General features: G+C 39.6%; 15 protein-coding genes. 13 read left to right on the top strand and 2 right to left on the bottom strand.

Translation table 11 applies throughout. The features are described 5' to 3' along the window. The 6 genes from BO222_RS13795 to BO222_RS09940 all read left to right on the top strand — a co-directional run. The coding region (locus BO222_RS13795; RefSeq protein ID WP_198932064.1) for a hypothetical protein at nucleotides 1-464 on the top strand (464 nt) is incomplete at its 5' end. 106 nt (nucleotides 465-570) lie between these two features. Continuing rightward, nucleotides 571-1023: a GNAT family N-acetyltransferase gene (locus BO222_RS09920; protein ID WP_075820648.1), complete on the top strand. Its 453-nt coding sequence runs from the start codon at nucleotides 571-573 to the stop codon at nucleotides 1021-1023. A gap of 354 nt (nucleotides 1024-1377) precedes the next feature. Beyond that, on the top strand, nucleotides 1378-2535 hold the full coding sequence (gene rpoD / locus BO222_RS09925; protein WP_075820649.1) for an RNA polymerase sigma factor RpoD: 1158 nt from the start codon (nucleotides 1378-1380) through the stop codon (nucleotides 2533-2535). A 330-nt stretch (nucleotides 2536-2865) separates the two neighbouring features. After that, the gene (locus BO222_RS09930) at nucleotides 2866-3642 is read left to right on the top strand and encodes a Cof-type HAD-IIB family hydrolase (RefSeq protein ID WP_075820650.1); all 777 of its coding nucleotides are present in this window, start codon (nucleotides 2866-2868) and stop codon (nucleotides 3640-3642) included. A 157-nt stretch (nucleotides 3643-3799) separates the two neighbouring features. Further along, nucleotides 3800-4672 (top strand): aldose epimerase family protein, encoded by an 873-nt coding sequence (locus BO222_RS09935; protein WP_075820651.1) that lies wholly within the window; start codon nucleotides 3800-3802, stop codon nucleotides 4670-4672. A gap of 400 nt (nucleotides 4673-5072) precedes the next feature. Further along, nucleotides 5073-5489 (top strand): RrF2 family transcriptional regulator, encoded by a 417-nt coding sequence (locus tag BO222_RS09940; protein WP_075820652.1) that lies wholly within the window; start codon nucleotides 5073-5075, stop codon nucleotides 5487-5489. Nucleotides 5490-5837: 348 nt separating this feature from the next. Here the strand turns inward: BO222_RS09940 and BO222_RS09945 are convergent, their stop codons facing one another. Next, nucleotides 5838-6386, bottom strand: a complete 549-nt coding sequence (locus BO222_RS09945; protein ID WP_075820653.1) for a hypothetical protein — start codon at nucleotides 6384-6386, stop codon at nucleotides 5838-5840. Nucleotides 6387-6805: 419 nt separating this feature from the next. Between BO222_RS09945 and BO222_RS09950 the strand changes: the two genes are divergently transcribed. Both BO222_RS09950 and BO222_RS09955 read left to right on the top strand, forming a co-directional pair. After that, complete coding sequence (locus BO222_RS09950) at nucleotides 6806-7237, top strand: PTS sugar transporter subunit IIA (protein WP_083647785.1); 432 nt, start codon at nucleotides 6806-6808, stop codon at nucleotides 7235-7237. A gap of 59 nt (nucleotides 7238-7296) precedes the next feature. Then, nucleotides 7297-7899, top strand: coding sequence for a GNAT family N-acetyltransferase (locus tag BO222_RS09955; protein WP_075820654.1), 603 nt, complete (start codon nucleotides 7297-7299; stop codon nucleotides 7897-7899). A gap of 97 nt (nucleotides 7900-7996) precedes the next feature. Here the strand turns inward: BO222_RS09955 and BO222_RS09960 are convergent, their stop codons facing one another. Further along, nucleotides 7997-8362 carry a hypothetical protein gene (locus BO222_RS09960; RefSeq protein WP_075820655.1) on the bottom strand — a complete coding sequence of 122 codons (366 nt, stop codon included), beginning with the start codon at nucleotides 8360-8362 and terminating at the stop codon, nucleotides 7997-7999. A gap of 468 nt (nucleotides 8363-8830) precedes the next feature. On the opposite strand from BO222_RS09960, the gene srtB reads away from it, so the two are divergent. The 5 genes from srtB (at nucleotide 8831) to BO222_RS09990 (ending at nucleotide 14288) form a co-directional block, all read left to right on the top strand. Further along, entirely contained in the window at nucleotides 8831-9595 is a 765-nt protein-coding gene (srtB, locus tag BO222_RS09965; RefSeq protein ID WP_075820656.1) for a class B sortase, read from the top strand. A 482-nt stretch (nucleotides 9596-10077) separates the two neighbouring features. Further along, nucleotides 10078-11187, top strand: coding sequence for an undecaprenyldiphospho-muramoylpentapeptide beta-N-acetylglucosaminyltransferase (gene murG / locus BO222_RS09970; protein WP_075820657.1), 1110 nt, complete (start codon nucleotides 10078-10080; stop codon nucleotides 11185-11187). Nucleotides 11188-11703: 516 nt separating this feature from the next. Next, nucleotides 11704-12627 (top strand): UDP-N-acetylmuramate dehydrogenase, encoded by a 924-nt coding sequence (gene murB / locus BO222_RS09980; RefSeq protein WP_075820659.1) that lies wholly within the window; start codon nucleotides 11704-11706, stop codon nucleotides 12625-12627. Beyond that, nucleotides 12614-13738, top strand: coding sequence for a cell division protein FtsQ/DivIB (locus tag BO222_RS09985; RefSeq protein ID WP_075820660.1), 1125 nt, complete (start codon nucleotides 12614-12616; stop codon nucleotides 13736-13738). The genes murB and BO222_RS09985 overlap by 14 nt, the downstream gene beginning before the upstream one ends. Before the next feature lie 190 nt (nucleotides 13739-13928). Then, on the top strand, nucleotides 13929-14288 hold the full coding sequence (locus tag BO222_RS09990) for an Asp23/Gls24 family envelope stress response protein (protein ID WP_075820661.1): 360 nt from the start codon (nucleotides 13929-13931) through the stop codon (nucleotides 14286-14288). Nucleotides 14289-14297: the final 9 nt, after the last annotated feature.

A 14297-nucleotide genomic window follows, 5' to 3' on the forward strand; every position in this document is an offset into this window, starting at 1 on the left:
TGCTCAATCATCTGGATCCAGATTCAGGAACCTCAACTGAGTTGTTTGAAAAACTTGAATCCGAAGGATTTTTCATCCTTGCTTCTTCAAATGAGTTAGCCATCGAAGAGATCTTGCCTGTTTATTATACAAGACAGCAGGTTGAACAGACTTTTGATATCGGGAAAAACTATACAGGATTACTGCCAGTACGTATTCAATCTGAAGAGTGTCTGAAAGGTCATCTTCTGATTACTTTTATCGCTTCAATGATTGTCAAAAGAATCCAGTTGGAACTATTGAATCATGAGAATAAAAGAACCAAGAAATTGAATCCAATCAGTCTGTTTCAAAAACTGGGATATCAACGTTGTTCAGTATTCGAAGACAAAATCATTATTCATGAGGCTGATTCGAAAGCAAATCAGGGATATAAGTTATTCAAGATTAAAGTCCCTGAAGAACTCAATTTAGGGTCTAGGTAGAAAATTTTTTGGGAACTAAAGGTTAACTAAAAATAGAATTAAAGTGAACCCAAAAACCAGAAGCCAGGAGTTAGAAAGGCAAAAGTTAGAAAGGCAGGAGGATAAAATGATAGTTGTTGAATTTTTCAGCATGAATCAGCCGACTGAAATTCTCGAACAGATCAAAAATGCAGATTGGAGTGGGGCGAAGTCTTTGTCCCGTCTGCTTGAAGAAGGAAGTTTTCATGATCGCTTAGGAGAAAATGCGAGGCTGCTGCTGCTAATGGAAGATGAAGAACTTGCTGCTTTCTGCACTTTTGCAGATCATGATGATGTTCCAGATACCAATCTGGCTCCCTGGATTGGATATGTATATACTTCTGAAAAATTCAGAGGGAAACGATGTGCAGGACAGTTGATTGAAGCTGCAGAAAGAATGGCCAGAGAAGATAATGACGGATATGTTTATATTTCTACCGGCCATCGTGGACTGTATGAAAAATATGGATATGAACTGTTCACTACATTGAAAAATAAACATGGACAGGATTCTGGCATTTATCGTAAAAAGATTAAATAACGGAAAACTTATTGTATCGTTTAAATAAAGCTGAGGACTGCTTAGAAGAGCAGTCCCTTTTTGATTGAGAGAAGAAACCATCAGTCTGATTATGTCATTGTTGAGGTAAAGTTTTCGAATTTATCGCAGGAATTAGATAATTCAGCATTTTAAAGGAGCATTTTTTTAGAAATGGTGTGAAAATAAAGGTGTCTCTTGCTCTGGATTTGAATCAACAGGGCATATCAATGATTTTTTTACGAATTCTTTTTTAAACTTATTTTGGCATACAAGCCATATTCAATAAATCAAATTTAATTAGTCAATATTTAGAAAATATAAATAACTTGTGGTTACAAGGAAGGAAGGTACAGAATGGCTGAGACAAAAAAGAAAGCATTAAATTTTAGTTCGGTGGAAGATGTGAAGCTGTTTCTGGAAGCCAGCAAGGAAGCGGATGCTGAAATTAACCAGAAAGATTTTCTCGAAGCGATCTACAAAATGAATCTGGCCGATGATGATATTCAGGAATTAATTGACTGGTCTCACGCCAATGGAATTGATTTCGAAGAAAAGGAACCGGATGATCTTTCAGATGAAGATGATGACAGTGATTCCGATTCAGATTCTGATGATGAGGTTAAAAATGAACTGGCAGCTCTGGAAAGAACTTTTGCTGCCGGAGCAAGCAATAAGACAAGTGATCCTGTAAAAGCCTATCTCAAGGAAATTGGAGCTATCCCTTTGCTGACACCGACTCAGGAAGTTGAAGTCGCAAAGCGAATCATTGCCGGAGATATGGATGCCAAACAGACACTGATTGACTCCAACCTGCGTTTGGTGGTTTCGATCGCAAAGAAATATGTAGGACGCGGACTTCTGTTCTTAGATCTGATTCAGGAAGGAAACATCGGGCTGATCAAGGCAGTTGAAAAATTTGATTACACCAAGGGATTCAAGTTTTCTACTTATGCGACATGGTGGATTCGTCAGGCAATTACCCGTGCGATAGCTGACCAGGCCAGAACCATTCGAATTCCTGTTCATATGGTTGAAACGATCAATAAAATGACCCGAATTCAGCGTCAGCTGGTTCAGGATCTGGGCCGTGATCCAATCCCTGAAGAAATTGCTGAAAAGATGGATGACATGACCGCTGAACGTGTCATTGAAATTCAGCGTTCTGCTCTTGATCCTGTCAGTATGGAAACACCTGTAGGTGATGAGAATGATACTTTCCTAGGGGATTTCATTGAAGACAAGACGACTATGACTCCAGAAGAATATGCTCATTCTCAGCTGCTGAAAGAAACCATTCAGGAAGTTTTATCCACTCTGACTGAACGTGAAGAAAAAGTGATTCGCCTGCGTTTTGGATTGGATAATGGACGTACCTGGACTCTTGAAGAAATCGGTAAGGAATTCAATGTAACGCGTGAAAGGATTCGTCAGATTGAAGCCAAGGCAATTAAGAAGCTGAAAGGCCCGCAGCGGGCTAAGCTTCTGCAGAGCTTCCATCAGGTCGGCAATTAAGTCGAATGGATTGATATCCATTCAACAGCAGAGCCGTCAAACAGATTAACGAAACGAAACTGGATGCATTCTTCGGAATGTGTCCTTTTTTACATGATCTTTCATTTGTCATTTGTATAGAATAAGTTCAGATCTGCTGCCAGTTCCTGTTCTCAGGTTTTATCAGATTTCAACTTTTCGTCAGTCTGGATTCAGATCCAGGTTCAATTCCCATTCAATAAGTCGTCTTTATAGAAATTGGATTCACCATGTATACTCATAGAAGATTGCTTCAACTGACTGCGGCAGTCAGTCAGATAGGAAGCATCGAAATCAGAAAGCAGGTTGAATATGTCTCAGAAAGCATTTTTCTTCGATATTGATGGAACACTTTATCAGAATAAATTTCATGAAGTATCTAAAAAAACAATATGGGCTTTAACAAGACTTCTGGAACAGGACCATCCGGTTTATCTTGTCAGCAGCCGCAGTGTTTCCGAGATGGAACATCTTCCAGAATCGTTTATTAATTTATTATTCACCGGACTGGTCCTTGAAGGCGGAGCTTTGGTTCTTGATGAAAGAAGGCTGCCCGTCTCTGAAAAGACCATTCAGCCAAACGATATGAGAGAAATTGATACGTTTTGTAAGGATCATAAATTGACGTACAGATATTCAGCTCAGAACGGAAGCTATTTTGGAACTCCTTCAACACCTGAAATCTACAATCATATGTTTTCGCTGTACATGAAGGCTCCTGCTCAAAAAGAATATCAGGATGAAGAAGTTTACAATGTTCTGATCTGGGTAAAGGATCAGGCACTAAAGCAGGAGATACTCGAACGATTCAAAGATTATTCGTTAGTTGAATATGCAGAATGTGTTGAACTTCGTAATCCGGATACCAGCAAGGAAATTGAAGTTGAGAAGATCTGCAGAAATAATCGGTATGAAATGAGTGTGGCGTTTGGGGATGGAGCCAATGATGCCGGTATGCTGCGGCTTGCTGATCTTGGAGTCGCCATGGGCAACGCTTTTGAACCCGCTAAAGAAGCGGCTGATCTCATCTGTAAATCCGTTTTTGAAGATGGAGTTGCCGATTTTCTTGAATCAAGACACTGGATCTGATCCAGTGTTTTTCTTTATGTAATCAAAGGGAAAGATTATTGATGGCTCTTGATGAAATCAGTCGTTTTTCTCGTTAATTTCATGATGAAAAATTTCTCTTTCTGTCGCACAATGAACGTATAGATAATGGAATGCAACAATTCCAGGAGAGGAAATAATGAGAGAAGATTTAACATTGGAAAATGGGCGCCTGAAACTGACGACAAGAACTCGAGCTGGCCAGATGCGTTCATTAATCGACAAGAAAAACGGTTTTGAATTGATTTATCAGGGAGATCAGGGATGGAAGGATCAGAATCCGACTCTCTTTCCTATGGTCGGAAGCACCTGGAATGATGGAAAGTTTGTTGTAGACGGCAAGGAATATCAGATGAAAAATCATGGTCTGATCCGTTATGCAGATCTTGAAGGTGAAGTCGATGGAAATAAAATCACCTACAGAATGTCTTCAGATGAAGAAACCCGAAAACAGTTTCCATTCGATTTTGAATATGAGATGAGTTATGAACTGAATGATCATTCAGTTACTGTCTCTTACCAGATTAAAAATCCATCCGATCGAGACCTTCCATTCTCGTTTGGACTGCATCCTGCCTTTAGAACTTCACAGAATGCAAAAGAACAGTTTGAAGACTTTTCGATTCGATTTAACGAAACACTGAAAACCGATCAACTGATCTTCAGTGCAGACTATCAGCCCGTTTCCTATGTTCCTGTAGAAATGGACGAATGGAAGCTGTCCAGAGACGATCTGAATAAATACGCTACCCTTGTATTCACTCATCCAAATGTGACTGATGCTGCAATTTATTACAGGGATCAGAAGCGGATGAATGTTCATTTTGAAGGATATCCTTATTTAGCTTTATGGTCTCATCCAACGCCCAGTGACATGGTCTGCATCGAGCCCTGGTATGGACATGCCGATTATGAAAAGAAGGATATTCCGTTCGAAAAAAGAGAAGGAACACTCATTCTGAAACCAGGCGAGAGCTTTACCTGCAGCTATGAGATCAGCGTCCCGGAATAATTGTTAACTCATCTTGAGATAAACAGCATTTCCATCGAATCAATTGTCATAGGAAATTGTCAAATCACGAAACTTGTATTCTGCACGATAGTTCGATCTTGGATTAAAAGAGCGTTCTGATGGACAGGATTAACTTAACTGTGGTCTAGAAATTTTGGTTTTGGTAGAAAAATTTTCCAAAACTAATGATTCGGTCTTTTAAATCGGGCTGTTTTTTGTCCGAATTTCGAAATTTTTGTAGGATGATGATGTGAGAGATCTTAAAATATTTATAAGATATAGGTATACTGTAGATACGTTAAGCATTTTCAGACAAATTATGATGTAACTTGTGTTTACTGGTTACAAAATCGCAAATGAAGATGTTTGGATCCCACTATTTAGAAAAGAGGTTCGATTTGTGAAAGTCTCAACCCGTGGAAGGTATGCTCTGAAAATGTTGACAGATCTGGCGATTCATCAGGGAGAAGGATACATCAATCTTAAGGAAATTTCACAGAGGCAAGGAGTATCTAAAAAATATCTCGAACAGATCGTCCCAATTCTTAACAGAGAAGAAATCCTGCAGACTTCGCGAGGGTCGCAGGGCGGCTACCGATTGGCAAAAAGACCCAACGAATATGTGATCGGAGATATCCTGCGCTTAACAGAAGGCTCATTGACTTTAGCTCCCTGGCTTGATGACGGTATTGACAGTTCAAATATGGAATTCTGGGCCGGACTGAATAAAGCGGTGTCCGCTTATCTGAATCAGTTCACGCTGCAGGATCTGGTTGACGAAGAAAAAAGCCGATACGCCTATGACTATGTCATCTGAGGATATTCAATTAATGATTATCAAATCAATGCACTAATCGAATTATGATAGTCTGACACAAGGTAATGGATCAGATAAAAGGTCAGCAGCGTGCTGGCCTTTTAATATGGAAAATTTCAGCTGAGTCCGGTTGTAAAGCGAATAAGAAAAACCTGCTCTTTATTTCAAAGATTGAAGAGCAGGTAAAATTGGATATTAAGGATTAAACCAGGTAAACCTGAAATATCTTCTGTTTTGAATCAATGTTACGATTGAGTCTTAGTAAGGTTTAAATCACGCTTTGATCATTCGAATCAGTCAGGCGATTTCGATTACATCAATCCATTTAAAACCAACTTAGACAGAAAGCTATCTGGAAACTTTTGTAGAGCGTGAAAGCTGCCAGATGGTAAATCCGGCATAGGCAAAGCAGCAGATCATGGCAATCCAGCACATAATCAGCATGGATGGATCGTAATTCATCTGATACGCATTAACCACAAGCAATATACCCAGGATGAAGTAAAGAACAATCTTAACTTTGGCTCTGGTACGATCTTTTGGCTGAATACTTAGATCATAGGTATGTACACAGGATTCCTTGTTAAATTTTGGAGCGTCTGGAAGTCGATTGACAAACTTATAAAACGAAAATTCAAATCCAGCATATATTATCAGAGATAAAACAAATGCTAGCCATAATGGCCAATGAAACCATTCTTCAAACAAAATGGCCATAATTAAAAAGGCGGAGATGACGGCAAGATAACGGGTTCGATACATGTTGAATTTTCGATAATCCGATTTAGGAATCATTACTGCTTTTTTTACGAGTGGATTATAGTAGATGATCCGATTTTTTTTATCGATATAAAGATTTAGTCCGGAAAGACCGGGATTGGCTTGAACTCGAGACATGATTGTATTCCTTTCAGTATATTCATTCATTTTAAATGGTTTGCGGTTTCCATTGTATCCAAAAAGAGAAAAACATGAAATAGAAGGAAAGAGGATGAATGATGTATAAAGCAGATCAGGCAGCGATGGAAATGACAAAAAGCAGAAAAAACGGACAGTAAAAAATTATCCCGATTGACAAACTAGGTTGCTTTGGCAAAACTGTATGGTACGAATGTGAAATTCGAAATGAATCTTTGAACTTCATCCTTGGATATTGATCAGGAAATGATTGGTTTTTGAATTTGAAAAATTATTTTCAGAAGTTTCGGGTAATGGACAGTGAATTTTTGAGATACCCAGGATATGAAAGAGTTCAATCGGGAATTATCTTTGTTAACGAGTAATAAGAATTGAAGTAAGGATAAAAGAAATTACAGATGTCTTTTCAGACGCGAAAGGAATGGAATTGGATTATGACAGGAATCATTATTACCGGATATGGAAAATTTGCGGAAGGATTGAAGGATGCTCTTGAAGCAGTAACTGGACCTGCCGAAAATATCGAAACAGTGAGTTTTTCTCAAAACGATACGGAAGAATTATTCAATACCCGCCTGCAGGATGCAATAAACCATTTAAAGGGATGTTCATCGATCCTTTTTCTATGTGATATGACCGGAGGGATACCTTATCGTTTAGCTACACAAAACGCTGAACAGATGGAAAGTGAAGTACTTGCGGGGATTAATCTTGGAATGCTTGTTGAAAGCAGCATCTCGCGTCAGTTTACTTTAGATGTTCATGCCTTAGCAGAGCAGGTTTTAAACATAGGAAGGGATCAGGTGGAGCGCTTCGCGATGAATTCCTGAGCGGATAACAGACAGAAAGGGACTTCTGAAAGAAGATAAAATGGAATGGAGGCGAATTGATGAAAATCAGTATTGAAAAACTACAGGCCCAAGATCCACAACTGCGAGGACTCGAAAAGCTGTATCATGCTTCTTTTCCGGATTATGAAGCAAAACCTTTTGAGATGATTGTTAACGGAGTTAAAGAAGGCAGAATGGACTCCTACATTCTTAAAGCGGCAAAGGAGAAAGAAACAGAATTAAAACCTGCTGGTTTGGCTTTTCTGATTAAAGGTAAAGACATCATGCTTCTTGACTATCTGGCCATTAATCCAGATTTTCAATCCGGAGGATTGGGTTCGAGAATGATCAAGGAACTTTCCAGTATTTATGATCAGCCTTTAATCATAGAAATTGAGAGTACAAATCTGGATATAAAACCTGAAGACCAGGATCAGCGAGAACGCCGCAAATCGTTTTATATTCGAAATGGCTTCTTCGACTGCAATCAGGAGATTGAATTGTTTGGAGTACAGATGGAACTGATGTCAACTCATCGTCCTATCGCTTATCCAGAATACTTTGATCTTCTCGATCAGTATCTTCAGGCGTATCAGATTAGCGCTTCAGATAACATTTGTTTTTTAAGTCAGGATCGAAAGTCTGAATCACAGAAAAAATAATAAAAATTAACAAAGAGCAGAAATACGATCATGCGTTTTTCTGCTCTTTTGCATTTTAAAATGATTTCCATTGATCTTTGAGTTCATCTGAGAATGCTCAGAAAGGAATTGTTGAAAATTCATCTGGATCGTATTTGGATTTGACGACTTTCTTGCGTCGATAAAAGGTAGAAGGTGATATGTTCAGGATCTGACAGGTTTTAGCTACCCCGTTTTGTTTTTGCATTTCGAGTACTTCCAAGACGGTTGGAGAGCCATTGAGTAAAAGAGGTTTACGCCCGGCTCCACGAGTACGGATTCTTTTGATCGCTTGTTCATCCCAATCAAAATTCAATTGCCATTGTCCATCATTTAAGGCTTCAGAAGCGTTGATTCCGCTTCCGTCAAGTATTTCCTGCAGCTGGCTGATCTGCTCGCTTTGCTTATTGGCAAGTAAGATCGAAAGATGAGTCTGCTCATTCATTGGTTATCCTCCTTGGACCGCTTGATTTATCAGCATGCAGTGAGCGGATTCTGTTAGCGTAAGGTTTGAAAGACGTTCAGTCTGATCAGGCCGAAGGGATGTTTGAAGGGTCCGAATTTATATTTCTGATTATAACTATGAATGGTGATTTATTTTGAAAATCAACGACTTTTTAGGAAAAATTTTCATTGTCATTTACAGAAATCGACGAAACCACAAAAGTTCGAAAGAAAATTAATTCAGGTAAATGTTTAATGTTGACATTCTTCCCCGCTTTCGCTTTGCTTAGAAGCGGGGGGTTTCTTGCAGAGAATAGGGTAAATATGAATGATGGATTACTTCTGAAACAAGATAAAAATTTTGTGTGAATCAGGGGATCGAAACCTGAACTTACATTTTAAACGGGATGGCAATAGATTGGCTTAGACTGGTTGACATTTGAATCAGGCGTATGAAAAATAGATAAATATGAAGAAACTACTATATCGAATTCTGTTTGTGATCTGCCTGGGGATCTTTCTGTTTTCTGCATGGCAGCTTTATACGATCTGGGCTGGATCACAACAGGTAAAAAACGAAACCGGTCAGCTGGAAAGTTATTTGAAACAGCCAGCGGCTGATAAAACAAAAGAGGAAGAAGTCGAAGTCTTTTCTCCGGATTGGGCAGGACTTCAGACTCAGAATCCCGACATTATTGCGTGGATCATTATTCCAGGCACGGATATTTCCTATCCGATCGTTCAGGGAGCAGATAACGAGTATTACTTGAATTACACCGCTCTTAAGGAATATAACCGTCGAGGCGCGATATTCGTAGACGCTCAGGCAGCTTCTGATTTCACAAACGACAACACCATTATTTATGGGCACTCTGTAGATGTTGGAGGAATGTTTACTTCCTTAAAAGACTTCGCGGATCAGGCATTTTTTGATTCTCATCCGTATTATTGGATTCTTACACCGTCTCAGAATTACCGTGTTGAAATTACAGAATTCACTAAAGGAGACGGAAGCAACGCTGCCTATACAACTTCTTTTGGAGACTATCGCGATTCGGTCATTCAGACCATCAAGGATCAGGCCATGTATTCCCGTACAGTGGATAATCCTGACCAATATCCTTATGTCACCTTGTCAACCTGTGATCTTGACTATGGATTCTCAAGTCCGCAGCGGCTGATTCTTACCGGTATTCTGGAACCCTGGTATGAGCCGATTCCAATTAATGGATAAGAACGGCAAATTATAAATACAAAATATGAATAAAACTATAAATAAATATAAATACAGAAAACTGTATTGAATTGGTCCGGCTCAATGGATCAGAAATATTTCTGACAACCATTTTGAAAGGAATCATGCAGACCATTCACAGATAACAAAATAAATAAGTTCAAAACAACCCGTTGTATAAAACTAATGAAGAACGAAACGGAAAACTTCCTGCTTTCGTTCTTTTTTTCATTTTTGTCAGAGTTTTCTGAAAAGATAAAACAATTTGCAAAGTCTCTGAATCCGAAATGACAGCTTGTCGATTCGATGAGATATTCAGATCAAAAGTACTCCAGAAGCAAAAGCGCTCAAGAATTCAGATGTTATAATTTGATTCGTCAATGGATAGTCTTTTCATCTGAAGTAACCATTCGTATCAGCGAAACAGATAAATTACAAGTTGACATCCCATTGAACAACTCTGAAAAGGAACGAAAGTAAAATTGACGACTAAGTTAAATCATAAGGACAGAAAACGAAAGATTATTCTTACAGCAGGCGGAACTGGCGGCCATATTTATCCCGCTCTAGCTCTGGCTGATTTATGGAAGGCACAGGATCCACAGACTGAATTTTTATTTATTGGAAATGATGACCGTATGGAAGCCACTCTTATTCCTGAACGGGGATATCCGTTTATCGGACTTCATTCATCAGGACTTGAAATTTCTTTAGCTCATAAGATCAAAGCAGTTTTTCAGACTATTTCCTGCTACTTCAAAGCGTGCAGGATCATGAAAAACGAAAAACCGGATCTGGTGGTCGGTTTTGGCGGGTATGTGACTGCACCTGTTTTAGCTGCGGCCAGATCAGTAAAAATTCCATATATGATTCATGAACAGAATTCTGTTGTCGGTAAGGCAAACCGAATGGTCATGAAAGAAGCTTCCGGAATAGCCGTTTGTTATGAAAAATGCTTTGAGGTCTTTGAGGGTTCTAAAACCAGGTTGATTGGAAATCCAAGAGCCTCCTTAGCGGTTCAGGCCAGTGGAGATCAGGCTTATTTTGAATCACTTGGTTTAAAAAAGGACAAAAAGACAATCATGATCGTTATGGGATCTCTTGGATCGAGCAGTGTCAATGATCTGATGAAAGAAGCATTGAATGGTATAGATCCATCCCTGCAGGTCCTGTATGTATGCGGCAAACAGAATCCAGCAGATCCCAAAGATTTTCCAGAACATGTTATCGTTCAGGATTTTGTGAATACGACAAAAATATATCCATTTTTGGATGGTATCATCTGCCGGGCTGGTGCAACAACTCTTTGTGAAGTTGAAGCGCTTGGGATTCCGGCAATCATCATTCCAAGCCCTTATGTGGCAAATAACCATCAGTTCTATAACGCATCCATGCTTACACAAAATCAGGCTGCTTTGATGATTGAAGAAAAGGATCTCAACGCAAAGACACTCAAAGAAGCCATCGATGAAGCGTTTGTCGATGAAGGAAAAAGACAGCAGCTGCATGAAAATGCATTAAAAATGGGAACTCCAGATGCTGCTTATGATCTCATACAATGGGCAGATGAAATCATCGATAAAGGCCATTAGTCTTTTCCCGAGATCTTTGAAGATAAAATTTGCTGCGATGGTTCAGATCAGAGCCGTTTTTAAACTCTTTCAATTTGATGATTCCTGCAATGAAATTACACATTCCACGGATTCTCAGAAATGTTGTGAATGGAATATGACATTTTATACATCCTGTCAAACTTGGCGGGATTTTTTCTTTATTCATATGCATTCCATGTTTAAAATAAATTAGCTCAGATATCGTCTCCGGATCAATTCTAGATTTTTCTTTTTTGACCAATTTGGTTTCGTAAGATGAACAAACTGTCAGACAGAGTACAATGAGACTGAGCATGATGGATGAATTCATTGCGTTCATTTTACATTGTGACATTATTTATACATGTTAAACGCATTAAAAACGAATTCAGTCTGTCCGATTCAGGCGAAGATCCCATCAATACCTGAGTTTTATCAAGTGCTTAACTATAAAAAAATTGAAGAAAATAAGGTGTTTATCAATAAAATTGATAAACAGTAAATATATATCTAATTATGAGTGTAAATAAAAAACTAGCTGAAAAATTATCTGAATATGCCGTTGTGAAATGTGAAGAACCGATGCGTTTTCATACAACTTACCGAATTGGAGGACCAGCTGATTATTTTATTCAGCCGGAATCTGCAGACTCATTAATTCGAGTGATCGAAATTCTTGATGAAGAGCAGATTCCCTGGATGGTTTTAGGCAGAGGCAGCAACGTACTGGTCCATGATCGTCCTTACCAGGGAGCGGTTATTGATATGACACAGGCCTTAAATAACTACGAGTTTTCAGAGGATGGTCATCTGATGGCTGAAGCTGGATGTTCATTAATCTATATTGCCTATGAGGCGATGATGCATTCTCTTTCCGGTCTGGAGTTCGCCAGTGGGATTCCAGGTACGATTGGCGGGGGATTGTATATGAATGCTGGTGCTTATCGTTCTGATTTGGCAGCGATTCTTGAAGAAGTGCTTGTCTATCGGAATGGAAAAGTCGAATGGCTGCCTGCAGATTCCCTGGACTATACCTACCGTCATTCCATCTTTCAGAAGAATAAGGATTGGGTGATCCTTGCCGGCCGTTTTCTTTTGCAAAAGGGTGATTCCCATGAAATCAACGAACTGATGATTTCAAGAAAAGCAAGACGAATGGATTCACAGCCTGCCGAACAGCCCTGTGCAGGCAGTGTATTTCGCAATCCTGAAGGGTTTAATGCCTGGAAAGTGGTCGATGATCTGGGCTATCGCGGGGTTGTACGTGGGGGTGCGACTGTCAGTTCCAAACATTCGAACTTTATCGTTAATGCATCAGGCACCGCCTCAGCTGAGGATGTAAACTCCCTGATCCTTGAAATTCAGAAACGAGCCAGAGAAGAACTTGGTATTGAACTGATTACTGAAGTGGAAAGGATCAACTGGGATGATTCGATTTAGATGGCCAAGGCTAAAAGAACTCAAAATCCTTTGTGCGGGAGTGATTGTTCTTTTTGGCGCCGCCATCTACTTTATCTCGGATGATTCAAGGATCCGTTCGCTGTCTGTAAATGGAAATTATTACTATACAGCGCAGCAGGTTTACAAAATTGCTGATCTTTCGACTTCATCAAGGTTTCTGCTCAATCCTTCTTTTCTGATTGAAAGCCGTCTTGAAGAAGATCCAATGATTGAAGATGCAAGTGTTCATATCCACGGTCAATCAGTCTCCATTGATATCAAGGAAAAACTGATCGTCGGGTACTATCTTAAAGATGGACAGAATTACGTTTTATTCGCCGATGGGCAATCCTTGCCAATAGAGGATCCAACATTGATGAAAAATCTGATTCATGTTCCGCTTTTAGCTGATCTTTCAGAAGAGACTATGCAGAAGATTTGCAAACAATTTCAGGATTATCCCGAATATCTCAATCGGGAGTCGCTGGAAAAAGTGGCCGAAATTCTTCCCTGGTCAGAAAGCTATGATGAAAATATGCTGAAAATGATCATGCAGGATGGAAATGTGGTATTTACATCAATTTCTTCATTACAGATGATTTCAAACTATCAGCTTGTACTGACTGAACTTGTTGGAGAAGATGTCTGCCTCGTTCTGGATTCGGAAAACGGAGCCATCGACAAAATTGCCTGTGACTATTTCAATATGAGTGCTGAGGAAAGAGACGCTTATCGTCAGGCCATTCGTCTTGAAGCTGAAGCTGCATTAAGAGAAGCGCAAAAAGCTCAGGAACAGGATGATCAAAACCAGGATAATCAGGAGAGTGCGAATTTGCAGGAAGATGCTGAAAATGAAAATGATGAACAAAGTCCAGAGGCAAATGAAAATCAGGATCCAGACCAAAATTCAGAACAAAATGCTCAGGAGGCTCCTGAACCTGGCTCTGATGCAGATTTGATTGAACGATCAAAACAGGCGGCAGACTGGCAGCCCAGCGAAAGCTGGAACTGGCTTGTTTACTCTCCTTCGGTCAATACTTTCAAAAGTGTAAACGATGACATCTATTACGTTTACGATGAGTCCACTGCTTCATTTCGACAGCTTCAGTAAAATTACGGTTTCTCTATCGGGTTCAAGGCTGAAACCGGATATAATAACAGAAGATTATATCCGGTTTTGATAACGCCAGAACGGGCAGGATTGAAAAGCGTTCCAGGTTTATTGGATCCTTTTACTGCGATGAAAGTTCTGGCCGCATCTCTGATCTTTATCACACCAGAATCAAACATGGAGGAAAACTATGCCAATTAATAAATCAACAGAATTCGGAACTGTAGCCATTTCCCTCGATGCCATTGCATCATTGGCTGGCGGAACTGTGACTGAAAGTTACGGTATCGTAGGTATGTCAAGCCAGAAGCTGGTTAAAGACGGCTGGGCTGAATTACTGAAAAAAGAAAATTATTCCAAAGGAGTTATCGTTCGTCAGGAAGGCAACAGCATTGTGCTTGATATCTATGTCATCGCTTTGCAGGGAATCAAACTTTCTGAAGTAATGATCGGGGCTCAGCAGCGAGTTAAATATACACTTGAAAAAACGCTCGAGATTAAAGTGGATGCCGTCAACATCTACGTTCAGGGTGTTCAGGCAGTGAAGTAGGTGAAATGA

The sequence above is a fragment of the Ileibacterium valens genome (assembly GCF_001945525.1).
GTDB classification, from domain to species: domain Bacteria; phylum Bacillota_I; class Bacilli_A; order Erysipelotrichales; family Erysipelotrichaceae; genus Ileibacterium; species Ileibacterium valens.

Coding starts and splice junctions, on each gene's coding strand:
- BO222_RS09920 (WP_075820648.1), top strand. CDS start 571: ATGATAGTTGTTGAATTTTTCAGCATGAATCAGCCGACTGAAATTCTC.
- rpoD (WP_075820649.1), top strand. CDS start 1,378: ATGGCTGAGACAAAAAAGAAAGCATTAAATTTTAGTTCGGTGGAAGAT.
- BO222_RS09930 (WP_075820650.1), top strand. CDS start 2,866: ATGTCTCAGAAAGCATTTTTCTTCGATATTGATGGAACACTTTATCAG.
- BO222_RS09935 (WP_075820651.1), top strand. CDS start 3,800: ATGAGAGAAGATTTAACATTGGAAAATGGGCGCCTGAAACTGACGACA.
- BO222_RS09945 (WP_075820653.1), bottom strand. CDS start 6,386: ATGTCTCGAGTTCAAGCCAATCCCGGTCTTTCCGGACTAAATCTTTAT.
- BO222_RS09950 (WP_083647785.1), top strand. CDS start 6,806: ATGTCTTTTCAGACGCGAAAGGAATGGAATTGGATTATGACAGGAATC.
- BO222_RS09955 (WP_075820654.1), top strand. CDS start 7,297: ATGAAAATCAGTATTGAAAAACTACAGGCCCAAGATCCACAACTGCGA.
- BO222_RS09960 (WP_075820655.1), bottom strand. CDS start 8,362: ATGAATGAGCAGACTCATCTTTCGATCTTACTTGCCAATAAGCAAAGC.
- srtB (WP_075820656.1), top strand. CDS start 8,831: ATGAAGAAACTACTATATCGAATTCTGTTTGTGATCTGCCTGGGGATC.
- murB (WP_075820659.1), top strand. CDS start 11,704: ATGAGTGTAAATAAAAAACTAGCTGAAAAATTATCTGAATATGCCGTT.
- BO222_RS09985 (WP_075820660.1), top strand. CDS start 12,614: ATGATTCGATTTAGATGGCCAAGGCTAAAAGAACTCAAAATCCTTTGT.
- BO222_RS09990 (WP_075820661.1), top strand. CDS start 13,929: ATGCCAATTAATAAATCAACAGAATTCGGAACTGTAGCCATTTCCCTC.